Origin of the sequence: Streptomyces sp. NPDC058653, assembly GCF_042716895.1 — a bacterium.
Lineage (GTDB): Bacteria > Actinomycetota > Actinomycetes > Streptomycetales > Streptomycetaceae > Streptomyces.
Window position 1 is genome coordinate 62,855 of record NZ_JBHXRM010000006.1, and the last position, 25,002, is coordinate 87,856.

Annotated in this window: 17 protein-coding genes; 7 read left to right on the forward strand and 10 right to left on the reverse strand. The window is 72.8% G+C overall.

Features of this window, described 5'->3' with window-relative positions; genetic code table 11:
- Positions 1-15: 15 nt before the first annotated feature.
- From ACFWU9_RS07250 to ACFWU9_RS07275, 6 genes are all read right to left on the reverse strand, one after another.
- On the reverse strand, positions 16-5,031 hold the full coding sequence (locus ACFWU9_RS07250; RefSeq protein WP_384315405.1) for a tetratricopeptide repeat protein: 5,016 nt from the start codon (positions 5,029-5,031) through the stop codon (positions 16-18).
- A complete protein-coding gene (locus ACFWU9_RS07255) occupies positions 5,024-6,469 on the reverse strand; it encodes an esterase/lipase family protein (RefSeq protein WP_384315406.1) in 1,446 nt (481 codons plus the stop codon). The genes ACFWU9_RS07250 and ACFWU9_RS07255 overlap by 8 nt, the downstream gene beginning before the upstream one ends.
- Positions 6,470-6,697: 228 nt before the next feature.
- Complete coding sequence (gene sucB / locus ACFWU9_RS07260) at positions 6,698-8,494, reverse strand: 2-oxoglutarate dehydrogenase, E2 component, dihydrolipoamide succinyltransferase (RefSeq protein WP_384315407.1); 1,797 nt, start codon at positions 8,492-8,494, stop codon at positions 6,698-6,700.
- 96 nt (positions 8,495-8,590) lie between these two features.
- Complete coding sequence (gene lpdA / locus ACFWU9_RS07265; RefSeq protein ID WP_384315408.1) at positions 8,591-9,979, reverse strand: dihydrolipoyl dehydrogenase; 1,389 nt, start codon at positions 9,977-9,979, stop codon at positions 8,591-8,593.
- Between the two features lie 479 nt (positions 9,980-10,458).
- The gene (locus ACFWU9_RS07270; RefSeq protein WP_384315409.1) at positions 10,459-12,003 is read right to left on the reverse strand and encodes a leucyl aminopeptidase; all 1,545 of its coding nucleotides are present in this window, start codon (positions 12,001-12,003) and stop codon (positions 10,459-10,461) included.
- 217 nt (positions 12,004-12,220) lie between these two features.
- A complete protein-coding gene (locus tag ACFWU9_RS07275) occupies positions 12,221-13,018 on the reverse strand; it encodes an adenosylcobinamide-GDP ribazoletransferase (protein ID WP_384315410.1) in 798 nt (265 codons plus the stop codon).
- 115 nt (positions 13,019-13,133) lie between these two features.
- On the opposite strand from ACFWU9_RS07275, the gene ACFWU9_RS07280 reads away from it, so the two are divergent.
- Complete coding sequence (locus ACFWU9_RS07280) at positions 13,134-13,880, forward strand: hypothetical protein (RefSeq protein WP_384315545.1); 747 nt, start codon at positions 13,134-13,136, stop codon at positions 13,878-13,880.
- A gap of 86 nt (positions 13,881-13,966) precedes the next feature.
- Here the strand turns inward: ACFWU9_RS07280 and cobT are convergent, their stop codons facing one another.
- Both cobT and ACFWU9_RS07290 read right to left on the reverse strand, forming a co-directional pair.
- Complete coding sequence (gene cobT, locus ACFWU9_RS07285) at positions 13,967-15,049, reverse strand: nicotinate-nucleotide--dimethylbenzimidazole phosphoribosyltransferase (protein WP_384315411.1); 1,083 nt, start codon at positions 15,047-15,049, stop codon at positions 13,967-13,969.
- A 49-nt stretch (positions 15,050-15,098) separates the two neighbouring features.
- Complete coding sequence (locus tag ACFWU9_RS07290) at positions 15,099-16,364, reverse strand: bifunctional adenosylcobinamide kinase/adenosylcobinamide-phosphate guanylyltransferase (RefSeq protein WP_384315412.1); 1,266 nt, start codon at positions 16,362-16,364, stop codon at positions 15,099-15,101.
- Between the two features lie 92 nt (positions 16,365-16,456).
- On the opposite strand from ACFWU9_RS07290, the gene ACFWU9_RS07295 reads away from it, so the two are divergent.
- Positions 16,457-16,684 (forward strand): hypothetical protein, encoded by a 228-nt coding sequence (locus tag ACFWU9_RS07295; protein ID WP_384315413.1) that lies wholly within the window; start codon positions 16,457-16,459, stop codon positions 16,682-16,684.
- 141 nt (positions 16,685-16,825) lie between these two features.
- Here ACFWU9_RS07295 and ACFWU9_RS07300 read toward each other — a convergent pair whose 3' ends face one another.
- Positions 16,826-17,602 carry a class I SAM-dependent methyltransferase gene (locus ACFWU9_RS07300; protein WP_384315546.1) on the reverse strand — a complete coding sequence of 259 codons (777 nt, stop codon included), beginning with the start codon at positions 17,600-17,602 and terminating at the stop codon, positions 16,826-16,828.
- The gene (locus ACFWU9_RS07305) at positions 17,599-18,195 is read right to left on the reverse strand and encodes a DUF3043 domain-containing protein (protein ID WP_384315414.1); all 597 of its coding nucleotides are present in this window, start codon (positions 18,193-18,195) and stop codon (positions 17,599-17,601) included. The genes ACFWU9_RS07300 and ACFWU9_RS07305 overlap by 4 nt, the downstream gene beginning before the upstream one ends.
- Before the next feature lie 273 nt (positions 18,196-18,468).
- Here ACFWU9_RS07305 and ACFWU9_RS07310 point away from each other — a divergent pair, with 273 nt between their 5' ends.
- The 5 genes from ACFWU9_RS07310 (at position 18,469) to ACFWU9_RS07330 (ending at position 24,958) form a co-directional block, all read left to right on the forward strand.
- The gene (locus tag ACFWU9_RS07310; RefSeq protein WP_384315415.1) at positions 18,469-19,269 is read left to right on the forward strand and encodes a PspA/IM30 family protein; all 801 of its coding nucleotides are present in this window, start codon (positions 18,469-18,471) and stop codon (positions 19,267-19,269) included.
- Positions 19,270-19,278: 9 nt separating this feature from the next.
- The gene (locus ACFWU9_RS07315; RefSeq protein WP_384315416.1) at positions 19,279-19,560 is read left to right on the forward strand and encodes a hypothetical protein; all 282 of its coding nucleotides are present in this window, start codon (positions 19,279-19,281) and stop codon (positions 19,558-19,560) included.
- 169 nt (positions 19,561-19,729) lie between these two features.
- Positions 19,730-20,956, forward strand: a complete 1,227-nt coding sequence (locus ACFWU9_RS07320; RefSeq protein WP_384315417.1) for a sensor histidine kinase — start codon at positions 19,730-19,732, stop codon at positions 20,954-20,956.
- A complete protein-coding gene (locus ACFWU9_RS07325) occupies positions 20,953-21,639 on the forward strand; it encodes a response regulator (RefSeq protein WP_384315418.1) in 687 nt (228 codons plus the stop codon). The genes ACFWU9_RS07320 and ACFWU9_RS07325 overlap by 4 nt, the downstream gene beginning before the upstream one ends.
- Before the next feature lie 145 nt (positions 21,640-21,784).
- Positions 21,785-24,958, forward strand: coding sequence for an efflux RND transporter permease subunit (locus ACFWU9_RS07330; RefSeq protein ID WP_384315419.1), 3,174 nt, complete (start codon positions 21,785-21,787; stop codon positions 24,956-24,958).
- The last annotated feature ends 44 nt before the right edge of the window (positions 24,959-25,002 follow it).

The window sequence follows — 25,002 nt, forward strand, 5'->3', positions numbered from 1 at the left end:
GCGCCGGCCGATCGGTCACGGGGCGGGGGTGGCCGCCAGGACGGCCTGGAGGAGGGCGCTGAGCGGCTGGGCGTGCGGCGGGTGCCGTCCGATGAGCGCGGCGATCTCCGAGACAACCCGGTCGCGGTCGTCGGGACCGGCCGGGGCGGGCAGCGTGGGAAGGGGACCCCCGGCGCCGCCGAGGATGTCCGCGACGGCCCGGTGGACGAGGCCGGCGAACGGGTCCGCGAAGATGGTCTCTTCGAGCGTGGCGCAGTGCCGGAGGGTGTCGGGGGAGGGGACCGTCAGGGCGGCCGTGACCCGGTCGTGGAGCGCGGCGCGGTTCGCGACGCAGGTGTACGCCGCGGGGATGCCGAACGCACGGGCGAGGTGGAGCACGGCGGCATGGACGCGGACGCTGGGCCCGCCCCCGGCGGCGAACTGTTCGGCGTCGGCCTGGAGGAGGTCGGCGGCGTGGGCGGAGAGCAGGGCGCGGGACTCGTCCCAGGAGGGCGCGGCGAGCCAGGTGCTGAGCAGTTCTCCGACGAGATGGGGGCGGAAGGCGGCGTCGGGGCCGGCCGAGGCGGCCCGCTCCACGATCTCCAGTCCTAGGTCGGCGGTGTCGGTGATCAGCGCGAACTCCCGCAGGGCCGACGCGACCTCCGGGGAGAGGAGTTCGGCCGAGTGGTCGGTCCAGAACGCGCGGGACGCGGCCCAGCTGCGGCAATCGAGCCACTCCCTGGCCAGTTCCAGGGCCCGCTGGGGCAGGGTGAGCCAGACCGGCGGCCCGGTCCCGGTGATCCGCTCCCAGGCGGAGGCGACGCGTTCGGCCTCGCCCGGGCCGAGGGCTCTGTGGGTACGGAGCTGATGACGGGCGGCGAAGACACGTTCGCCCGCCGGACCCGGTGGTTCGGAGGCGACGGTCATCGGTACCAACTCCGCCACTCCCGCCGCGGCGTCGAGGCGCAGGAGGCGGAACAGCGCCCGCTCGAAAGCGATCCGGCGTGCCGCTTCGGGGTGCGCGGCCAGCTTGTCCTCGGTGTCCGTGTAGACGGCGAGCGCCTCCTCGTGCTGTCCGTCGCCGAGGAGCTGGGCGGCGAGGCCGTTGAGGGAGAAGGCGAGGCCGGGGAGGTGCGCGGCGGGGTTCTCCTGGGCCAGTGCGACGCGGATGTCGACGGCTTCCCGCGCAGGCGCGAGGGCCCCGGGGCCGTCCCCGGAGTCGGCGAGGAGGAAGGCGAGGCCGCCCAGGGATACGGCGAGGCCGAGGCGGTGGACTGCGGGGTTCTCCGCGGCCAGGGCGCGGCTGATGCCGACCACCTCCTGGACGGCCCTGAGCGCGTCCCGCCCGTTGCCGGTGGCGACGAGTTGGACGGCGAGGCTGTTGAGGGAGATGGCCAGGGCGGGCAGGTGCGCGGCGGGGTACTGGCCGGCCAGTTCCCGGTGGGCCCTCAGGGCCTCCCGGGCGTGCGCGAGTCCGGCCTCCCCGTCGCCGTTGTCGGTGAGGCGCTGGGCGAGGCTGCTGAGGGACATGGCCAGGTCGGGCAGATGGGCGGCGCGGTTCTCCTCGACGAGGGTGCGGCGGATGTCGACGGCCTCCCGCGCGGGGGCGAGCGCCACGGCTGGCCGTCCGGTCTCCGCGAGATGGAGGGCGAGGTTGTGGAGGGAGAAGGCGAGGCCGGGGAGGTGCACGGCGGGGTTCCGCTCGGCCAGGCCGCGCTGGATGGTGGCCGCCGCGTTGGCCCGTACGAGGGCCTCGTGCCGGTCTCCGGTCTCGGCGAGGCGTACCGCGAGGTTGCTCAGCGACTTGGCGAGTCCGGGGAGATGGACGGCCGGGTTCTCCTCCCCCAGGACCTGGTACCGGTCGACGGCTTCCTGGGCACAGGCGAGCGCCCCCCGAATGTCTCCGACCGACGCGCGATGGGCGCCGAGATTGTTGAGGGACAGGGCGAGGTCCGGCAGATGGGCGGCCTGGTTGTCCCGCGCCAGGGTGCGGCGGATGCCGGTGGCCTCCTCCTCGGCCACGAGGGCCGCGTGCCGTTCGCCGAGGTCCCCGAGACGGGCGGCGTGGTTGCTGAGGGACAGGGCGAGGCCCGGAAGGTGCGGGGCCGGACTCCTCTCCACCAGGCGCCGGTGCAGGCCGACGGCCTCGTGCGCCGGTTCGAGGGCCTCCCGCCAGTACCCCTCCGCGCCCAGGCGGGCGCCGAGATTGGCCAGCGCCCCCGCCAGCAACGGCAGGTACGCCGCCGGGTTCTCCTCGGCCAGGTCGCGCCAGAGACCGGCGGCCTCCCGGGTGACGTCGAGCGCCTCCCGCCCCTCCCCGTTCGCGGCCAGCTGCACTCCCAGATCGACCAGGGACCGGGCGAGTTCGGGGAGATGGGCGCCGGGGTTCTCCTCGGCGAGCGCGCGCCGCAGCTCGGTCGACTCCCGCGCGGCGGCGAGCGCGCCGGACGTGTCCCCCGTCTCCGCGAGGCGCTGGGAGAGATTGTTGAGGGACCGGGCGAGTTCGGGGCGGTAGGCGGCCGGGTGTGTCCGCGCGAGGGTGTGGCAGATCCGCACGGCTTCCCGCGCGGGCGCCAGCGCCGCCGGCCGGTCGCCCGCCGCCGCGAGATGGCTGGAGAGGGTGTTGAGCGACGCCGCGAGGCGGGGGAGGTGGGCGGCGGCGTTCTCCCCGGCCAGAGCGCGGCGGATGGCCACCGCCTCGCGAGCGGGTGCGAGTGACTCCCGGGGATCTCCCGAGTCGGCCAGACAACGGGTGAGGTTGTGGAGTGAGGCAGCGAGGTCGGGCAGATGGGCGGAGGGATTCTCGCGGACCAGGTCCCGGTAGAGACCGGTGCTCTCCCGGGCGGGCCCGATCGCCGCCGCGGGGTTTCCGGACCTGCTCCGCTGGACGGCCAGATCGAACAGGGCCGCGGCGAGCATCGGGAGGAACCGCTCCGCGTGCACCTCGACCAGAGCACGCAGCAGTTCGACCCCCGGGGCCCCGGCCGCCACGATGTGCGCCGGCAACTCGCGCAGCAGGTACGGGTTCGCCCGCTCCGGAGCCGCCATGTCGTCCGTCTCGCTCCGCAGCAGCGCGATCAGCGCCTCCGCGACGCGCAGAGCGGGGCCGGACGTACCGTCCCGCCCGCCCCGCGGGGAGACGCGGCGCAGCTGGTCGACGAACTCCCGGTGGTAGAGCCGGTACACCGCCTGCGTACCGTCCGTGTCCTCCACCAGGTACCGGCCGTACTCGGCCAGGACCCAGTCCACATCCGCCGGGCCGTAGCCGGTCCCCGCCGCGCTGACGGCCCGGGCCGCGCTCTCCCAGACGCCACGGGCCGGCATGCCCCGGCCGGTGCTCCACGCCAGCGCGGTGAGCAGGTCGTACGCCCCGAGGGGGACCTCCTCCCCGCCACGCGTCAGCTTCGGACCGCTCCGCAGGTCGTCGGCGAGAGCTTCGGCGATCGAGTCCGGCAGCTCGCTCTCCCCGCTCTCGCCGCCGTACTCCTTGAAACGCCGGACCAGTGCGCCGGTGGCCAGCCGCGTGAACAGGAAGCCCCCGTCACCGCTCGTCGCACGCCTGGCCACGGCGGCAGCCGTCGTGCCGCATCGCGGCTCCGGTACGCCTCCCGCGCGCAGCCGGCTCTCCGCGTACGCCCGGAGGTCGCCCGCGCTGTCCGGCTGTCTGTCCAGGTCGACCACGGTCACCGTCGCACCCAGCCACCTCCTCAGCGTCTCGTCCAGCGGCTCCCGGGGCTCCGCGTGGGGCCGGAACGGGCGGTCCCGGGAGCCCAGCAGCACCGTCGCGATGCGGCTCAGCGGTACCAGCAGCTGTTCGACGATCGCCGTGGACTGTTCCGGGGCGGCCTCGTCCAGACCGTCCAGCAGCAGGGTCGCCGGGCGCGGCGAGTCGCGTGCCTCAAGGTCCGCGATCAGCGCCGACGGCGTCTTCGGCACGGGCAGCCCCAGATGCTCGGCCAGTGTCTCGGCGAGCCGCCGGGCGTCCGTCCCGCGCAGATGCACCGACGCGTCGACGGAGCCCTCGCCGGGGTCCGGATCGCCGTCCGCCAGGGCGCCGTGCCGGAGCGCCTCCGCGCGCTGTTCGGGGTCCGAGAGGGTGGCCAGACGGCCCAGTACGGCGGACTTCCCGCTGCCCGCGCTGCCCGTCACCAGGAAGAGGCCGGGCCTCCCGGCGCCCAGCCAGGCCACGATCCCGGCCAGCACGTCCCGGCGGCCGGTGAAGAACCAGCCCTCCTCCGTGGCATCGGCCGCCCGCCCCGACAGCACCAGATGCTCGACCAGCCTCGGGGGCGCGCTCTTCTCCCAGAGAGGGTTCTGGAACATCGGCAGGGAGAGCCCGGCCGTGACCGACAGAGGTCGCTGTCCCCCCTGCGGCAACTGGGCCAGCACGGCGTCGATCACCGTCGTGCCCGTCACCCCCCGGTTGTGGACGCTCCACGCGTGCTGATACCTCTCCGTGGCCGGTCCGTACCGCAGAACCTCGACGACCGTGTCGAGCAGCGTGCCGCGCCCCGCGGCCGGCTCGTCCGGCTGACAACTCGCCACCACGCCGAGCCAATTGGCCCGGTGCTCCGGGAGGGACTTCTCCGCCCAGTCCCGAAGCGCCCGCTCCAGGGCGGACCGCACCCCGGCCCCCGAGTAGCAGGTGTCCACGATCAACAGGATCTGGTCGGCGCCGGAACGCAGCGCGGCCCCCGCCAGAAGTTCCACGGTGTAGATCTGGTCCGGGTCGAAGGCTTCCTCGGTGCCATGGGTGATCAGATGCAGCTGTTCGCCGTGCCTCTCGCCGTGGCCCGACCACACGACGACCGCGGGGCCGTGTCCGCCCCCCGCCTCCCAGCCCCGCCGCCAGTCGAGCACCGTGTCGCGCACCTGGTCCCGGGTGGGATCGCGTAACACCGACGGCTCGTACCCGTATCTGGCGAGCTGCGCCATGACCCGGTCCAACTGCGCCCGCGCGTCCGGGAGTCGGCGGAGGGCCGGCCGCGCGTAGTTCTCCACGACGATGCCGAGCGCGGTCCCCCCGACGGTGAATTCCGCCGGCTCAGCCATCGGTCCCGTCCCGCTCCCCGTCACTGCCGTCCCCCACGAGTACGAGCGCCGTCACGGTCGAGTCCGGCCGTCCCACCGCCTCGACCGCCACCCGGTACGGGCCGGGGACGAGCGGTTCGGTGACGGATATTCCGTAGGCGCCCCCGCCCAGATTGCGCAGCGTGCGCCCGACGGTCCCGCCCTCGCCCGCCGGGCGGAGCGTCGCGCGGACGCGCAGTTCGTCGCCGCGCGGGGTCCCGGCCGGGACCGTCACCGCGATGTCGTACGGGGCGGTGCCCGCCACGTACTCCGGCGCCAGCACCCGCAGCGGGACCGGGTCGTGGTCGGGGTCCCGGTGGTAGGCGGGCTCGGGGGCCAGCAGGTTCCACAGGGCGTCGCGTACGCCCCGGTTGACCTGGAGGGAGCCGTGCAGCTCGTACGGGGCGTGGCCGGCCGTCGAGCCCGGCGGATGGGCCGACAGCCGGGGGACCGTGCCGTCACCGCCCTCGGACGCGCCGTCGATGGTCAGCAGGGTCGTCAGCCGCTCGCCGTCCTCGGAGAACGCGGCCGTGGTCGCCGTGGGCTGCTCCACCCCCACGAACGGGACGAGGAACGAGCCGCCCGTACGCGCAGCCGCAGCCTCCCGGATCTCCGCGTGGAAGCGGCCCGCGTCCCGCATCAACTCCCCGTCCACGCCGGGCACACGGTGCGGCAGCTCGCGCGCGTACAGCAGTCCCTTGCCGGACTGGAGGCAGGCGTAGTCCGGCGTCAGCTGGTGGAGCGAGGGCAGGCTCCGGGCGAACCGGGTCAGTGCCGCCCGGACGGGGCGGGGACCGGCGCTGTGGCCGTTCACCAGGGTCTCCAGGGCGTCGACGGAGCCCCGGTGAGGTGTGCCGATGGTGACGAGACGGCGGGTGATCGCGTGGCCGCCCAGGCACTGCGCGTAGTACCGGGCGATCAGACCGCCCATCGAGTGGCAGACGAAGGTCACCCGCGCGTCGCGGCGGGCCGGGGCGGAGGCGCGCCAGCGGCCCAGCTCCTCGTCGACACGGTCCCGCAGCAGGCGTGCGTTGTAGCGGCAGGAGAGCCGCCAGTCGTAGCCGAACTCCACCAGGTTGGCGGGCGCGTCGGCGGCCTCGCCCGGGAGCCGGCGGCGGAGGGTGAAGTGCCGCTCCAGCCAGTCCAGCAGTCCGCTGTAGCCGTCGATCACCCTCCAGCGGCCGAGGACCGCGTGCAGATCGGGGACGGTGCCGAGCACCCGGACGCCGTCGCCCGGATGGCCGTCGCCGAGATCGGCGGGCAGCGTCAGGCCGGACACGGACCGGCCGAGCGTACGGATGCCGCGCCACAGCGCCGCCCCCGACGCCCCCCACACCTCGTGGCCCTCGGCGTCGGCGAGGCGGCTGCCCATGATGCCGGGCAGCACGACGACCACATCGTTGATCGGTTGATGAGGCATGGACGGTGTTCCCCCTGGTGTCACGCGCTTCGTGTCCGCTCCCTCACGCGGGGTCAACACCGTATCCGCGCGGGGGAGATGAGGCGATGTGTTCACGTATAAGAGGAGGACCCGACCGCCAGGAGGAGGATCCGGCCGCACGCGGGGGCCGGTCCGTTCGCGCGAACGACGGCGCCCCCGACCGGATCTCTCCGGGCGGGGGCGCCGTCGTGACGTGTGCGGCGGGGACTACAGGCCGAGCTCGACCTCGAACTCGCCCGCCTCCAGGATCGCCTTGACCGCGACGAGGTAACGGGCGGCGTCCGCGCCGTCCACCAGCCGGTGGTCGTAGGAGAGCACGACGTGGACCATGTCGCGCACCGCGATGGTCTCGCCGAGGTCCGGGTGGTTGATGACCACCGGACGGCGGACCGTCGCGCCGATACCCAGGATGGCGACCTGGTTCGGGGGCACGATGATCGTGTCGAACAGGGCGCCGCGTGAACCGGTGTTGCTGATGGTGAAGGTCGCGCCGGACAGCTCGTCCGGCGTGATCTTGCTGCCACGGACCTTGCCCGCCAGCTCGGCGGTCTTCTTGGCGATACCGGCGAGGTTCAGATCGCCCGCGCCCTTGATGACCGGCGTCATCAGACCCTTCTCGGAGTCGACGGCGATGCCGATGTTCTCCGAGTCGAAGTACGTGATGGTGCCCTCGTCCTCGTTGATACGGGCGTTGACGACCGGGTACGCCTTCAGCGCCTGGGCCGCGGCCTTGACGAAGAACGGCATCGGGGAGAGCTTGACGCCCTCACGGGCGGCGAAGGCCTCCTTGGCCTGCGCGCGCAGCCTCATCAGCTTCGTGATGTCGACCTCGACGACCGACGTCAGCTGGGCCTGGCCGTGCAGGGCCTTCATCATGTTCTCGCCGATGACCTTGCGCATGCGCGGCATCTTGACCGTCTGGCCACGCAGCGGGGAGACCTCCAGCTTGGGGGCCTTCGACGCGGCGGGGGCCGGGGCGGCCACGGGTGCCGGAGCCTGCGCGGCGGCCTTGGCGGCCTCCGCGGCGGCGACGACGTCCTGCTTGCGGATACGGCCACCGACGCCGGTGCCCTTGACCGAGGCCAGGTCGACCCCGTTCTCGGCGGCGAGCTTGCGCACGAGCGGTGTCACGTACGCGCCGTCGTCGGTGGGAGCCGGGGCGGGGGCGGCAGGTGCGGCGGCGGGCGCCGACGGGGCGGGAGCGGGGGCGGCGGCGGGAGCGGGCGCCGGAGCCTCCTGCTTCGGAGCCGGAGCCGGAGCAGGTGCCGGGGCCTCCTGCTTCGGCGCGGGAGCGGGCTCGGGCGCCGGCGCGGGTGCCGGAGCGGCGGCCGGAGCCTCCGGAGCCGGTGCGGGGGCAGCCGCCGGAGCGGCACCCTCGGCGCCGATCACGGCCAGCTTCGCGCCGACCTCGGCGGTCTCGTCCTCGCCGACCACGATCTCCAGCAGCACACCGGAGACCGGGGCGGGAATCTCGGTGTCGACCTTGTCCGTGGAGACCTCGAGAAGGGGCTCGTCGGCCTCGACCGCCTCGCCGACCTCCTTGAGCCAGCGGGTGACGGTGCCCTCGGTGACGCTCTCGCCGAGCGCCGGGAGAGTGACGTCCGTGCCCTCGGCGGAGCCGCCGGACTGCGCGGCGGGAGCCGGCGCGGATGCCTCGGGCACCGCCGGGGCCTGCTGCACGGGGGCCGGAGCCGGCGCGGGCTCCGGCTCGGGCTCGGCGGGAGCCGCGGCCTGCTCCGGCTCCGCGGGGGCGGACGCGCCGCCCGTACCGTCGTCGATCACGGCCAGCTCGGCGCCGACCTCGACCGTCTCGTCCTCGGCGACCTTGATCGACGCGAGGACCCCGGCGGCGGGCGCCGGGATCTCGGTGTCGACCTTGTCCGTGGAGACCTCGAGCAACGGCTCGTCGGCCTCCACGCGCTCGCCCTCGGCCTTCAGCCAGCGGGTGACAGTGCCCTCGGTGACGCTCTCGCCGAGCGCCGGCAGGGTTACGGAAACCGCCATGGTCTCAGTTGCTCCTAACGGTGGGATCTCCCCAGCCGGCGCGGAGCGCCGGGCGAGGGGAAGTGCGGTAAAGGTCGTCGCGCCCGGACTGACGCATCAGTCGTGGGAGTGGAGCGGCTTGCCGGCCAGGGCCAGGTGGGCCTCGCCGAGGGCTTCGTTCTGCGTCGGGTGCGCGTGGATGAGCTGCGCGACCTCGGCCGGCAGAGCCTCCCAGTTGTAGATCAGCTGTGCTTCACCGACCTGCTCGCCCATACGGTCACCGACCATGTGGACGCCGACCACGGCACCGTCCTTGACCTGGACGAGCTTGATCTCGCCCGCGGTCTTCAGGATCTTGCTCTTGCCGTTGCCCGCCAGGTTGTACTTCAGAGCGACGACCTTGTCCGCACCGTAGATCTCCTTGGCCTTGGCCTCGGTGATACCGACGGAGGCGACCTCGGGGTGGCAGTACGTCACCCGGGGCACGCCGTCGTAGTCGACGGGGACGGTCTGCAGACCCGCCAGCCGCTCCGCGACGAGGATGCCCTCGGCGAAGCCGACGTGCGCGAGCTGGAGTGTCGGGACGAGGTCACCGACGGCCGAGATCGTCTCCACGTTCGTGCGCATGTACTCGTCGACGACCACGAAGCCGCGGTCCATCGCGACGCCCTGGTCCTCGTATCCGAGGCCCTGTGAGACGGGGCCGCGGCCGATCGCGACCAGCAGCACCTCCGCCTCAAAGGTCTTGCCGTCGGCCAGCGTGACGCGCACACCGTCCTGCGTGTACTCGGCCTTGTCGAAGAAGGTGCCGAGGTTGAACTTGATGCCCCGCTTGCGGAAGGCGCGCTCCAGGAGCTTGGAGCTGTTCTCGTCCTCGACCGGTACGAGGTGCTTGAGGCCCTCGATGACGGTGACGTCCGTGCCGAACGACTTCCACGCCGAGGCGAACTCGACGCCGATGACGCCGCCGCCGAGGACGATCGCCGACTGCGGGACGCGGTCCAGCTTCAGCGCGTGGTCCGAGGAGATGATCCGCCGGCCGTCGATCTCCAGGCCCGGCAGCGACCTCGGTACGGAGCCGGTGGCGAGCAGGACATGACGGCCCTGGACACGGCGGCCGTCGACGTCGACGGAGGTCGGCGACGAGAGCCGGCCCTCGCCCTCGATGTAGGTGACCTTGCGGGAGGCGATCAGGCCCTGGAGGCCCTTGTAGAGGCCGGAGACGACCTCGTCCTTGTACTTGTGGACCCCGGCGATGTCGATGCCCTCGAAGGTGGCCTTGACACCGAACTGGTCGGCCTCGCGCGCCTGGTCGGCGATCTCGCCGGCGTGCAGCAGGGCCTTCGTGGGGATGCAGCCGTTGTGCAGGCAGGTGCCGCCGAGCTTGTTCTTCTCGATCAGGGCGACGTCCAGGCCCAGCTGCGCTCCGCGCAGCGCCGCGGCGTAACCGCCGCTACCGCCGCCGAGGATCACTAGGTCGAAAACGGTGCTGGCGTCGTTCGCCACGTCACGTCCTCCATGCATGTGCGCCGGGCGCGGTCGATGACCGGGCGGCGGCTGGTGTTCGGCCGCTGTTTCGTCGGCCCTGTGGTGGGGGCCCTGTCCTGCCGAGAACCCATCTTCGCACTTGTCGGAGGGCGACGGGACGCGGGGCCGGGGTCTGAGACGGCCGGCCGGCCGTCATCAGAGGTTACTGACTCGTACGTGCGCTCGCGCGGATGCCCGTGCGCAGGCCGTACTCATGTTCTACGCATGTCCTGCACAGGCGGGGCGTTCCGTACGGATGCCTCGTCGGCCGCCGCGGGAAGCCGTCCTCCTCGGGGAGGCCCGGGGGAGGGGCTCATGGAGAGCCCGCGCGGACGACCGGCGTGACGGCACGTTTCGCGGGGAGCGGAACGGCCCGCCCCGCCGCCCCAGTACTCGACTGGAACCAGCGGGGCGGGTCGCGCATTCCCCTGACGGCCCGGCGCCGGACCGTCGGGCGATCAGCCCAGGTCGCCCGCGGCGGTGCGCTCGGCGAGCCTGACCAGGGTGCGGATCGACGAACCCGTACCGCCCTTGGGCGTGTAGCCGTACGGGGCGCCCTCGTGGAAGGCCGGGCCCGCGATGTCGAGGTGCGCCCAGGTGATGCCCTCGCCCACGAACTCCTTGAGGAACAGTCCGGCGACCAGACCGCCGCCCATCCGCTCACCCATGTTCGCGATGTCGGCGGTGGGGGAGTCCATGCCCTTGCGCAGCTCGGTCGGGAGCGGCATGGGCCAGGACGCCTCGCCGACCTCCTCGGCGATCTCGTGCACGGAGGTACGGAAGGCCTCGTCGTTCGACATGATGCCGAAGGTCCGGCTGCCCAGCGCCACGACCATGGCGCCGGTCAGCGTGGCCACGTCGACGATCGCGTCCGGCTTCTCCTCGGAGGCGCGGGTGATCGCGTCGGCCAGGACGAGCCGGCCCTCGGCGTCGGTGTTGAGGACCTCGACGGTCTTGCCGCTGTACATCCGCAGGACGTCGCCGGGGCGCGTGGCGGTGCCCGACGGCATGTTCTCGGCGAGCGCCAGCCAGCCGGTGACGTTGACGTGGAGGCCGAGGCGGGCGGCGGAGATGACGGCGGCGAAGACGGCGGCGGCGCCGCTCATGTCGCACTTCATCGTCTCGTTGTGGCCCGGCGGCTTGAGCGAGATGCCGCCCGAGTCGTAGGTGATGCCCTTGCCGATCAGGGCGATCGTCTTCTTCGCCTTGGCGTGCGTGTACTCCAGGCGTACGAGGCGCGGCCCGTGCTCCGAGCCCTGGCCGACGCCGAGCAGGCCGCCGTAGCCGCCCTTGACGAGCGCCTTCTCGTCGGTGATCTGGACCTTGACGCCGTGTTCCTTGCCAGCCGCGGCGGCGATGGCGGCGAAGGTCTCCGGATACAGGTCGTTCGGCGGGGTGTTGATCAGGTCGCGGGCGCGGTTGATCTCCTCGGTGAGGGAGATCGCGCGCTCGACGGCCGCCTTGTGCGCCTTGTCGCGCGGCTTCGCGCCGAGGAGGGTGATCTCGCCGAGCGGCTGCTTCACACCGCTGTCGCCCTTGTCGTCGCCGGACTTGGCGGTCTTCTCGGTGCCGCGGTACGCGGTGAAGGCGTACGCGCCGAGCAGCGCGCCCTCCGCGACGGCGGCGAGGTCCTCGGCGGCCTCCACGGGCAGCGCGAACGCGGCCTTCTTGGCGCCGGAGAGGGTGCGGGCGGCGACTCCGGCGGCCCGGCGGAGGGTCTCGGCGCCGTACGCCTCGTCCTTCTCCGGGGCGGTGCCCAGGCCGACCGCGATGACGATCGGGACCTTGAGGCCGGACGGCGCCGGCAGCTTCGTCGCCTCGCCCTCGGCACCCGTGGCGCCGAGGGACTCCAGGACGGAGGCGAGCTTGCCGTCGTACGCCTTGTCCACGGCCTCGGCGCCCGGCGCGACGGCCGGGCCCTTGGCTCCCTTGGCGACGCCGACGACGATCGCGTCGGCGCGCAACGTCGCCGCGCCGGCTGTGCTGAGAGTGAGAGCAGTCACGGTGGTGAAATCTCGCTTCCATAGAAGTTCATTCGGCGGAAGCCGGTCGTTCGCAGGGCCGGCCGTGCCCACCGCATCGTAATTCGGCCCGCGGAGCACCTGGAACGAGCCTACGCTCGGTGTTCTCCTCCGGTCGCGGGGGCGGCCCGGCCCGGTCGGCGCGGGGCTGGCTGACGCTCCGTCAGAAGCCTTGCGGCGGGCCCCGGTCGGCGCAGCCTCACCCCAGGGTCAGAACGATCAAAGTCGCGGTGGCCGCCGTCTCGGCGAGGCCGCCGAAGACGTCCCCGGTGACGCCGCCGAAGCGGCGCACGCAGTGAGTGAGCAGCGAGTGGGCGGCGCCGAGACCGGCCACGAGGGCCAGCGTGTGGTGGAGAGCGCCGTACCCCCCGAACAGTCCGCCGCACGCCGCCGCCACGACGGCCGCCACCAGCAGTGACGCCAGCAGGGCGGACCGGGCGGGCACCGAGCCCGCGACGGTGGCGCCGAGCCCGTCGGGGCGGGCGGGCGGTATGCCGGTACGCGCGGCCAGCGTCAGGGCGAGCCGCGCGGTGACGGCCGCGACGCAGGCGGCGGCCGCGCCGTACGCCCAGCCCTCGTCGTACAGCTCCGTCAGCGCGGCCACCTGTGCCAGCAGCACGAGCAGCAGGGTGATCACACCGAACGGCCCGATGTCCGACCGCTTCATGATCCGCAGCGCGTCCTCGGCCGGTTTCGCGCTGCCGAGCCCGTCGGCGGTGTCGGCGAGACCGTCGAGATGCAGGCCCCGGGTGAGCGCGGCGGGGACGGCGGTGGTGGCCACGGCGGCGAGCAGCGGCCCGGAGCCCGCCAGGAGCAGTACGCCGCCGAGGGCCGCGGCGCACAGGCCCACGGTGAGACCGGCCAGCGGCGCCGCCAGCATCCCGGCGCGGGCGGCCTCCCGGTCCCAGCGGGTGACGCGGACCGGGAGCGCGGTGAGGGTGCCGAAGGCGAACCGTATGCCGTCGGCCGCGGCTCGCGTCGTACGTGGGGCGCTCATCGCGCGAAGGGTAGCCGGGGCGGGGTGTGCGCCGAAGTCGGCCGGTCGGCCGGTAAGTTGCCCATAGGCGTACAAAAGGGCCGTGGTTCACACGGTCGGAGCGGAGGCGGGCGGCATGGGTTCCTGGTTCCACCAGAACTTCGTCGAGCCGGGCAAGGTCCCCATGCTGCTCGTACTGGCCTCCTTCGTCCTGACCTTCGCCGTCACCCGGACGATCACCCGGCTGATCCGCGCGGGCAGGGGCCCGTTCCGCAACATCGGGTCGGGCGGGACGCACATCCACCATGTGGTGCCCGGTGTGGTGCTCATGGTGATCGGCGGCTTCGGCGCGGTCGGCAGCGCCAGATCGGGGGTGGGCGCGGCGGTGTGCGCCGTGATCTTCGGCGTCGGCGCCGGTCTGGTCCTCGACGAGTTCGCGCTGATCCTGCATCTGGACGACGTGTACTGGACCGAGCAGGGCCGGCAGAGCGTGGAGGTCGTGGTCCTCGCCGCCGCGCTGGCCCTCCTCGTCCTGAGCGGCTTCTCGCCCCTGGGCGTCGACTCGCTGTCCCAGGAGGAACGCCAGGACCGGACCTCGCTGCTGTTGACCCTCGGCTCCAGCTTCGTCTTCGTCCTGATCGCGCTGTCCAAGGGCAAGCTGTGGATGGCGCTCGTGGGCACGCTGGTGCCCCCGGTGGCGATCCTCGGCGCCCTGCGGCTGGCGCGGCCGGGCTCGGTCTGGGCGCGCCGCTTCTACCGACGCCGCCACCGGGCGCGCGCCCGGATGACGCTGCGCGAGTACCGCCGTGTCCGCCGCTGGTCGACCCCGCGCCGCCGCGTCCAGGACTGGATCGGCGGCGCCCCGGACGAGGAAGGCGCGTAGGCCCTGCCGGGCGGATCTCCGCGTACCCGGACCGGTCCGGGTACGGCCGGTCCGAGCACGGTTCCGGGGGAGAGGCCCGACCGGTCCTACGTGATGTCCTCGACCGCCGACGGCTCGGCCGGCTCCGGGCGTTCCGGCAGCTCCGCCGCCAGGGACGCCGCCGCCTGGACCAGCGGGAGGGCCAGCAGCGCGCCCGTGCCCTCGCCCACCACCACCCCGTGGTCGAGCAGCGGTTCGATCGCCATACGGTCCAGTGCCTTCGCCTGGGCGGGCTCGCCGCTCACCTGGCCCGCCAGCCACCAGTCCGGGGCCCGGAACGCCGCCCGCTGGCCCACCAGCGCGCAGGCCGCCGAGACCACGCCGTCCAGGATCACCGGCATCCGCCGCACCGCGCTCTGCAGGAGGAACCCGGTCGTCGCCGCCAGATCCGCGCCCCCCACCGTCGCCAGCAGCTCCAGCTGGTCGCCCAGCACCGGCCGGGCCCGGCGCAGCGCGTCGCGGATCGCCGCGCACTTGCGCATCCACGCCAGGTCGTCGATCCCCGCGCCGCCGCGCCCGGTCACCACGGACGCGTCCGTGCCGCACAGCGCCGCGATGAGGGCGGACGCAGCCGTCGTACCGCCGACACTCAGATCGCCGAGGACGACCAGGTCCGTGCCGGAGTCGGCCTCCTCGTCGGCGATCGCCATCCCGAGCCGTACGGCCGCCTCGGCCTCCTCGATCGTCAGCGCGTCCTCGACGTCGATACGGCCGCTGCCGCGCCGCACCCGGTGGCGTACGACCTCCGTGGGAAGCAGCTCCGGATCGCAGTCCAGACCGGCGTCCACGATCCGTACCGGCACCCCCGCGCGGCGCGCCAGCACGGCCACCGGGCTCTCGCCCTCCAGCACCGCGCGGACCAGCCGGTGCGCGCTGCCCGCGGGGCGCGCCGAGACATTGAGGGCGGCGACACCGTGGTCACCGGCGAAGAGCACCACACGCGGCCGCTCGACGGCGGTGACGGGCACGGTCGCCTGCGCGGCCGAGAGCCACTCGGCCAGTTCGTCGAGCCGGCCCAGCGCGCCGGACGGGACGGTCAGCCGCTCGCGGCGTTCCTCGGCGTCACGCCGCAGACCGCCGTCGGGGCGCTCGATCAGATCGGAGAAGTCGTCGAGATTCAGCGAGCTCATTCGCCGAACAGTACCGGCACCCCGGCCCCTCGCAGCGGCCCGCCCGCCGTCAGCCGCGCAGCGGCAGGGCCTGCCCGGCGACGACCAGCAGGAGGTGCTCGCACTCGGCCGCCACGGCCGCGTTCAGGCGCCCCAGCTCGTCCCGGAAGCGCCTGCCGGACGCCGTCGCCGGCACGACTCCGGAGCCGACCTCGTTGGTCACCAGGACCACCGTGCGCCGCGCCGCCCGCACCGCGCCGACCAGCTCGTCCGTCCGCTCGCGCAGCGCCTGCTCGCCGCCCGCCGCCCACGCCCCGTCGTCCCAGGCGCCCACCCGGTCCATCGCGTCGGTCAGCCACAGCGACAGGCAGTCGATCAGCACCGGCGGGCCCTCGTCGGTGAGCACGGGGACGAGGTCGCAGGTCTCGGCCGTCCGCCAGGACCCCGGCCGGCGGTCACGGTGGGCCGCGACGCGGGCCCGCCACTCCGGGTCGCCCTCACGGGCGCCGCCGGTCGCGACGTACAGCACACCGGGAAAGGCGGCCAGCCGCCGTTCGGCCTCGACGGACTTCCCCGAGCGCGCGCCGCCCGTCACCAGGGTGCGGCGCGGCAGATCGGGTACGTCGTGGTACTCGCCGACCGTCAGCGTCGTCCCGTCCGGCACCGCCCGCGCGCCCGCCGCCGCCAGCCTGCGGTCCAACTCCGCGCCGGGCGGCACGTCGTGGCCGATGTGGACGGCGATGACGTCGGTGCCCGGCCCCACCGCCCCGGCGGCCCGCAGCCGCGCCAGGGCGTCCGGGCGGCCGACCACGTCCACGAGGAGCATGTCGTACGGGGCGCCCCCGGCGTCCCGCGCGGCGCGGCCCCCGCCCCGGCCGGAGGCCTTCGCGCCCTCCGAGTCGCCGTCGGCGGCCGACAGCCCCGCCGGCGCGCCGCCCGGCGGCAGATACAGCAGCCGCTCGCCGTCGGGGGCCGTCACCTCGTACCCCGTGCCGGGGGAGTCCATCGGGACGGCCCGCACCCGGTGTCCGCTGATCAGCGTCAACACCCGTCCGTCGGCGACCCGTCCGGCCGTGGGCAGTCCGGCGGGCAGCTCGACGGCCGGGCCCTCGTGCGGGTGCGTGAGCAGCACCTGCCGTACGCCCGCCAGTGAGTGCCCGGCCCGCGCGGCGGCGAGCGCGGCGCCCGGGGTGAGGTCGAGCAGCACCGCCCCGTCCACGAGCAGCGCGGTCGCCGCGCGCGCGAGCGGGCCCCGGGCGGTGGCGCAGGACGCGCAGGGGCAGTGGGCGCGGGGGAGCCCGTCAGGGGCTCCGGTGCCGAGCAGAGTCAGTTCCACGCGGATGATCCTCCCGTGTCACCGCGCTGGGTGCGCGCCCGGCTACGCTGCGGGCAGCAAACAGATCATTCGGCGGGGCCCGGGAGGCGGACATGGCGTGGACGTGGCGGTTCGAGAAGGCCGACGGGACGGAGGTCCAGCCGGCCGTGGAGCCGGAGGAGTTCACCACGCAGGGCGACGCCGAGTCCTGGATCGGTGAGGCCTGGAAGGAACTGCTGGAGGGCGGCGCGGACCAGGTGATCCTGTTCGAGGACGACGAGAAGATCTACGGGCCGATGAGCCTTCAGGCCGATCCGGAGAGCGCCCCGGACGAGACCTGACAGCCGTGTCCGTCCTCAGGCGCCCGGCGGCCCGTCCGGCGCCCGGGGACGGGCCGTTCCCCCGAGTCCTCTTGAAGAAGAGGGCGGATTCGGCGGGCCGTCAGGACGCGCGGCGGGCACGCGTACCCGACCGCGGCGTCGTCATCCGCGTACGCCGCACAGATGCAGCAGCGCCGCGACTCTCCGGTAGGGCTCCGTGCGCCCCGCCCGGTCCTCCGCGGCCAGCAGCAGGTCCAGTTCGGCCTCGGGCGGGAGCTCCGCGTCGCCGGACATGGTGTCGGAGAAGACGCACACCCCGTACCAGGTGTTCAGCGGCGCCGCGATGCCGGCGAGCGTGGCCGTCAGCGCGGCCAGCCGGTCCGCGCGGACCGGCCGCCCCAGCCGGTTGGTGTAGGTGGGGGAGTCGAAGGCGTGGAGCGCCCCCGCCCAGTCCCCGGTGATCCCCGGCCGCAGCGCCAGCGCGTCCGCGTTCCGTACGAGGAGCGAGAGCAGGCCGCCGGGCGCGAGCATCCTGGCCAGCCCCGCGAGCATGGCGTCGGGCTCCTCGACGTACATCAGCACGCCGTGACAGAGCACCACGTCGAAACTGCCCGGCAGGAAGTGCACCCCGGTCTGGAGGCCGTCGCCCTCGACCAGGGTGACCCGCTCACGGATGCCGGCGGGTTCGGCTTCGAGCGAGTCCCGCGCCGAGGCCATCATCTCCGGATCGGACTCCAGCCCGGTCACCGTGTGCCCGGCGCGCGCCAGCCGCAGCGCCTGGCCGCCCCGGCCCATGCCGACGTCCAGGACCCGCAGCCGCTGTCCGACCGGGTAGCGGGAGGCCAGCTGTTCGTCGAGCTGCCGGGAGACCAGCTCCTGGCGGACGACGCTCCGCAGCCCGCCGGGGCCGCCCGGGACGCCGGATACCCCAGTGCTCAGGGCCGGTCCCCGCGCTTGACCTGCGGCTTGGGCAGGCGCAGCCGGCGCATCTGGAGCGTGCGCATCAGGGCGTAGGCGATGGCGCCGCGCTTCGGCTCGTCCGGGAAGCGCAGCGCGAGCTGCTTCTTCAGCCGGATCCAGATGCCGATGGAGTCGACGACGATCAGCACGATGATGCCGAGCCAGAGCAGCAGCGCGATGTTCTGGAGCTGACCGACGCGGACCATGCTCAGTACGAGGATGATCACCGCGAGCGGCAGGAAGAACTCGGCCATGCAGAAACGCGCGTCCACGTAGTCACGGACGAACCGGCGCACCGGGCCCTTGTCGCGGGCCGGCAGGTAGCGCTCGTCACCGCTGGCCAGCGCCTCGCGCTGCTTGGCCAGATCGATACGGCGTGCCTCGCGCTGCCTCTTCATCGCCGACTTGCGGTCGGTCGGCGTCGTCGAGGCACGGCGACGCTGCGTCTGGGCCTCACTGCGCTTCGGTGTCGGGCGGCCCTTCGGGGCCTGCGGGTCTCGGGTCTGCGTGGAGAGGTCCGCCGTCACCTTGCCGGTGGGGGCCTTCTCGTCCTTGGAGCGGCTACGGAACACAAAGCCCAAGGGTACGGGGTGCCGCCCGGGTGACCCACCCCCGCGGGGAACGATCCGGCAACGGCGGACGTCTGTACTGGTGCAGAGGGGACTAAGCGCCCACTGCCCCCGAAGGTCACCTACTCCCTGCGCCGGAGCGAGATTGGGGGCCAGTCGTCCTTGGGGATGAGCCCATCCGTGCCCGAACAGTGCGGTAATAGAGGCAGGGCCCGTACTGTGGGTTCTGTTGGAGTGCTGGATCCGGAGTCCGTCAGAAGGGGGCGCGCGAAGCCCATGAGCGGTGTGATGAAACGTATGGGGATGATCTTCCGCGCGAAGGCCAACAAGGCCCTGGACAGGGCTGAGGATCCGCGCGAGACCCTTGACTACTCGTACCAGAAGCAGCTTGAGCTGCTTCAGAAGGTACGGCGCGGTGTCGCCGATGTGGCCACGTCGCGCAAGCGGCTGGAACTGCAGCTGAACCAGCTCCAGGGCCAGTCCACCAAGCTGGAGGACCAGGGCCGCAAGGCGCTGGCGCTCGGCCGTGAGGACCTGGCGCGTGAGGCGCTGTCCCGTCGCGCCGCGCTCCAGCAGCAGGTCAGTGATCTGGAGACGCAGCACACGACGCTGCAGGGCGAGGAGGAGAAGCTCACTCTCGCGGCCCAGCGTCTTCAGGCCAAGGTCGACGCCTTCCGTACGAAGAAGGAGACCATCAAGGCCACGTACACGGCCGCGCAGGCGCAGACCCGGATCGGGGAGGCCTTCTCGGGTATCTCCGAGGAGATGGGCGACGTCGGCATGGCCATCCAGCGGGCCGAGGACAAGACCGCGCAGCTCCAGGCGCGGGCGGGCGCGATCGACGAGCTGCTGGCGTCGGGCGCCCTGGACGACCACTCGGGGCTGGCGAAGGACGACATCGCCGCCGAGCTGGACCGGATCTCCGGTGGTACGGATGTAGAGCTGGAGCTTCAGCGGATGAAGGCCGAGCTGGCGGGCGGTCCGTCGTCGCAGCAGCAGGCCATCGAGGGTGGCAAGGGCGAGCAGCAGGACAGCGCCCAGCCCTCGCAGAGTCCGAATAAATTCGACAAGAGCTAAGGGCGCGTCATGATCGTACGGATCATGGGGGAAGGCCAGGTGGAGCTCGCGGACAGCCACCTGGCCGAACTGGACAAGCTCGACGACGATCTCCTCGCCGAGATCAACGCGGACGACGGTGACGGCTTCCGCCGGACCTTCCACGCGCTTCTCGCCAAGGTGCGCGAGCTGGGCGAGGCGGTGCCCGACGACTCCCTGGAGCCGTCGGACCTGATTCTGCCCGCCCCGGGCGCCACGATCGAAGAAGTCCGCGCACTGCTCAGCGACGACGGTCTGATCCCCTCTCCCTGACCTCTCCGGCCGTTCCGCCCAGCCCGCTCCAGCACTCCCGATGCCCCGTGCCCCATGGCCCGGGGCATCGTGCTGTCCCCGGCGGGCGACCCCCTGGGAGGGGCGCCGGGGAAGCCCGTCGGTGAACGGGTCTCACCTGTTCGGCCCCACACGCCGTACCGTTCCGGTTGTGACCTCACTCGGAACCGGCCTCGAACGCGTAAGGAGCTGGCTGCGGGCCCACCCCCTCGCGTTCGACGCCGGGCTGGCCGCGGCCGTGCTGGTGTGCATGATCGTGGGCGCGTTCGCCGACCCGCGCTCCCGGCACGACGCCCTCCCCGCCTTCGGCCAGGAGGCCCCCGGGCTGCCCAGCGTGGGCCTGATGGCCCTCGGGGCCGGCGCGCTCGTCCTCCGGCGCCGTAACCCCCTCGCCGTGCTCGTCTTCACCGCGGCGGTGAGCGTCACCGAGCTGCTGGCCAACGACGCGGTCTCGCCGGCCGCGATGAGCGCCGTCGTCGCGCTGTACACCGTCGCCTCGCGCACCGACCGCCACACCACCTGGCGCGTCGGCCTCGCCACCATGGCCACACTGACCGTCGCCGCGATGGTCTCGGGTCCCACTCCCTGGTACACGCAGGAGAACCTCGGCATCTTCGCCTGGACCGGGATGGCGAGCGCCGCGGGCGACGCCGTACGCAGCCGCCGCGCCTTCGTCGACGCCATACGGGAGCGGGCGGAGCGGGCGGAACGCACCCGTGAGGAGGAGGCGCGCCGCCGGGTCGCCGAGGAGCGGCTGCGGATCGCCCGGGATCTGCACGATGTCGTCGCCCACCACATCGCGCTGGTCAACGTCCAGGCGGGCGTCGCGTCGCACGTCATGGACAAGCGCCCCGACCAGGCCAAGGAGGCGCTCGCGCACGTACGGGAGGCCAGCCGCTCCGCGCTCAACGAGCTGCGCGCCACGGTCGGTCTGCTGCGCCAGTCCGGCGACCCCGCCGCCCCCACGGAACCGGCCCCCGGCCTCGCCCTGCTCGACGAGCTCGTCGGCACCTTCCGGCACGCGGGCCTGCCCGTGGAGGTGGCCCACGGCGACGCGGTCTCGCGGCTGCCCGCCGCCGTCGACCTCGCGGCGTACCGCATCATCCAGGAGGCGCTGACCAATGTGCGCAAGCACGCGGGCCCCGGCGCGAAGGCCGAGGTGAGCGTCGTACGGGTCGGCCCGACCGTCGAGGTGACCGTCCTGGACGACGGCACCGGCACCGGCGAGCCCGCCGACGGCAGCGGCCACGGCCTGCTGGGGATGCGCGAGCGCGTCACCGCGCTGGGCGGCACCCTCACGGCGGCCCCCCGCCACGGGGGCGGCTTCCGTACGCAGGCGATACTGCCGGTCAAGGCCCGCACGGGGGAGGACACATGACGATCAGGGTGCTGCTCGCGGACGACCAGACGCTGCTGCGCAGCGCGTTCCGGGTGCTGGTGGACTCGGAGCCGGACATGAAGGTCGTGGGCGAGGCCGCCGACGGGGCCGAGGCCGTGGCGCTGGCCCGCTCCGAGAAGGCCGACGTCGTCCTGATGGACATCCGGATGCCCGGTACGGACGGTCTCGCGGCCACCCGGATGATCAGCGCCGATCCCGAGCTGGACGGGGTCAGGGTGGTCATGCTGACGACGTTCGAGGTCGACGAGTACGTGGTGCAGTCGCTGCGGGCGGGGGCGGCCGGCTTCCTCGGCAAGGGGGCCGAGCCCGAGGAACTCCTCAACGCCATCCGTATCGCCGCGGCCGGTGAGGCGCTGCTGTCGCCGGTCGCGACGAAGGGGCTCATCGCCACCTTCCTGGCCCAGGGCGGCAGCGCGGGCGAGGGACCCGACTCGGCCGCGTACTCCAAGAGGCTCGCCGCCCTGACGGTCCGCGAGCGCGAAGTCCTCGTCCTCGTCGCCGGCGGTCACTCCAACGACGAGATCGCGGAGCGGCTGGTCGTCAGTCCGCTCACCGTCAAGACCCATGTCAACCGGGCCATGGCGAAATTGGGGGCACGCGATCGGGCTCAATTGGTGGTAATCGCCTACGAATCGGGCCTGGTACGTCCAAGGGTGGAGTAGCTCCCGGGGGTCACTACTCCAGGCGCGGTATGCCGCGCGTAAGGAAATGGCCCTGGGGTTCGACGGAACAGCACTGCCGGATGGCAGATCGTATAGACGGGCCCCTGCGCCCTTCTGCACGCGTACACCACAGAAGAGAGACCCCATGTCCTGGCTGTCCAGATTCAGCCTCGCGCAACGGGCCCTCATAGGGCTGATATCGATCATCGCGCTCGTCTTCGGGGCGATCGCCATCCCCCAGCTCAAGCAGCAGCTGCTGCCTTCCATCGAGCTTCCGATGGTCTCGGTTCTCGCCCCCTACCAGGGCGCTTCGCCCGACGTGGTCGAGAAGCAGGTCGTCGAGCCGATCGAGGCCTCACTCGAGTCCGTCGACGGCATCACTGGCGTCACCTCCACGGCGAGCGAGGGCAGCGCCGTGATCATGGCCAGCTTCGACTTCGGCGGTGACGGTTCGCAGCAGTTGGTCGCCGACATCCAGCAGGCGGTGAACCGGGCAGGGCCCCAGCTTCCCGACGACGTCGACCCGCAGGTGATCGCCGGCTCGACGGACGACATCCCCACCGTCGTCCTCGCCGCCACCTCCAACGAGGACCAGCAGGCGCTCGCCGACCGGCTGGAGCGCACGGTCGTCCCGGCGCTCGAAGGCATCGACGGCGTCGGCCAGGTCACCATCGACGGTGTCAGGGACCTCCAGGTCTCCGTCACCCCCGACGACAGGAAGCTCGCGGCCGCGGGCCTGAACACCGTCGCGCTCTCGGAGGCGCTGAAGGCGGGCGGCGCGACCGTCCCGGCGGGTTCGTTCTCCGAGGACGGCAAGAGCCGCACCGTGCAGGTGGGCGGCGGCTTCACCTCCCTGGAGCAGATCGAGGACCTGCGGGTCGGCGGCCCGGCACCCGGCGCCCCCGACGGCGGCGGGGCGAGTGAGCCCGTACGCCTGGGTGACATCGCCACCGTCGAGCAGGAGCCGGCCGCGGCGGCGTCGCTGACCCGTACGAACGGTGAGCCCAGCCTCGCCGTGATGGCCACCATGGACAACGACGGCAGCGCCGTCACCATCTCGGACGCCGTCAAGGACCAGCTGCCCGACCTGCGCAAGGACCTCGGCGCGGGCGCCGATCTGACCGTGGTCAGCGACCAGGGCCCGGCGGTCTCCAAGTCGATCTCCGGCCTGACGACCGAGGGTGCGCTCGGTCTCGTCTTCGCCATCCTGGTGATCCTTGTCTTCCTGGCCTCGATCCGCTCGACCCTGGTCACGGCGGTCTCCATCCCGCTCTCGGTCGTCCTCGCGCTGATCGTGCTGTGGACCCGTGACCTGTCGCTCAACATGCTCACCCTGGGCGCGCTCACCATCGCGATCGGACGCGTCGTCGACGACTCGATCGTGGTGCTGGAGAACATCAAGCGGCACCTGGGCTACGGCGAGGAGCGCGAGTTCGCGATCACCTCGGCGGTCAAGGAGGTCGCGGGCGCGGTCACCGCCTCGACGCTCACCACGGTCGCGGTGTTCCTGCCGATCGGCCTCGTGGGCGGCATGGTGGGCGAGCTGTTCGGCTCGTTCTCGCTGACGATCACGGCGGCCCTGTTGGCGTCGCTGCTCGTCTCGCTCACCGTCGTACCGGTGCTCTCGTACTGGTTCCTGCGCGCCCCGAAGGCCGTACGCGGGATGGACCCCGCCGAGGCCCGCCGGATCGCGGAGGAGAAGGAGTCCACCAGCCGTATGCAGCGGATGTACGTCAAGGTGCTGGGCTTCGCGACCCGGCGCCGGATCACGAGCGTCGTCCTGGCGTTCGTCGTCCTGCTCGTCACCCTGGGCATGGCGCCGCTGCTCAAGACCAACTTCTTCGACCAGGGCGAGCAGGAAGTCCTCACCGTCAAGCAGGAACTGGCTCCCGGCACCAGCCTGGAGGCGGCCGACGCGGCGGCGAAGAAGGTCGAGAAGACCCTCGACGGCATCGACGAGATCAAGGAGTACCAGGTCACCGTCGGCTCGTCCGGCTTCATGGCGGCGTTCGGCGGCGGTACCGGTGCCAACCAGGCGTCGTACCAGATCACCCTGAAGGACTCGGGGACGTACGAGGACACCAGCGACGCCATCGACGAGGCCCTCGGCAAGCTCGACGGCATCGGTGACACGAACATCACGGCCGGCGACGGTTTCGGCGCCCAGGACCTGAGCGTCGTCGTCAAGGCGCCCGACGCGAAGACCCTGGCGAGCGCCGCCGAGCAGGTGCGCGAGGAGGTCGCGAGCATCGACGACGTCACCGACGTCCAGAGCGACCTGGCGCAGAGCATCCCGCGTATCTCGGTCAAGGCCAAGCCCGCGGCGGCCGAGGCCGGATTCAACGACGCCACGCTCGGTATGGCCGTCGGCCAGGCCGTACGCGGTACGCCGTCCGGCAAGGCGATTCTCGGTGACACCGAGCGCGACGTGTACGTCACGTCCGCCAAGCCCGCCAAGACGCTCGACGAGCTGAAGGAGCTGCCGCTCGGCGGTGTGAAGCTCGGTCAGATCGCCGACGTCGAGCTGGCGCCGGGTCCGCTGTCGAAGACCCGGATCGACGGCTCCACGGCCGCGACGATCACCGCCAAGCCCGAGGGCGACAACACCGGCGCGATCGGCGCGACGCTCCAGTCCAAGATCGACGGGCTCGATCTGCCGGAGGGTGCGACCGCCTCCATCGGCGGTGTCTCCGAGGACCAGGACGAGGCGTTCCTCCAGCTGGGGCTCGCCATGCTGGCGGCCATCGCGATCGTCTTCATGCTGCTGGTCGGCACGTTCAAGTCGCTGATCCAGCCGATGATCCTGCTGGTCTCCATCCCGTTCGCGGCGACCGGCGCGATCGGTCTGCTGCTTCTCACCGGTACGCCGCTGGGTGTGCCGGCGATGATCGGCATGCTGATGCTGATCGGCATCGTGGTGACCAACGCGATCGTGCTCATCGACCTGATCAACCAGTACAGGAGGCAGGGCCTCGGGGTGATCGAGGCGGTCGTCGAGGGCGGCAGGCACCGGCTGCGGCCGATCCTGATGACCGCTCTGGCCACGATCTTCGCGCTGCTTCCGATGGCGATGGGGATCACCGGCGAGGGTGGCTTCATCGGCCAGCCGCTGGCCGTGGTGGTGATCGGCGGTCTGCTGTCGTCGACGCTGCTGACGCTGCTGCTGGTGCCGACGCTGTACACGATGGTCGAGCTCCGCAAGGAGCGCCGTGCCGGCAAGAAGGCGGCGAAGCGCGCCAAGAAGTCGGGTGACGGGAACGTCGGTGGCGGTACGTCGCCGGCCTCCGAGGCGCCTCCGGCTCAGCCGGTCAACGTCTGACCGGGATTCCGGGCGTTAGGTCAGTAAGGGGCGCCCGCCATTGG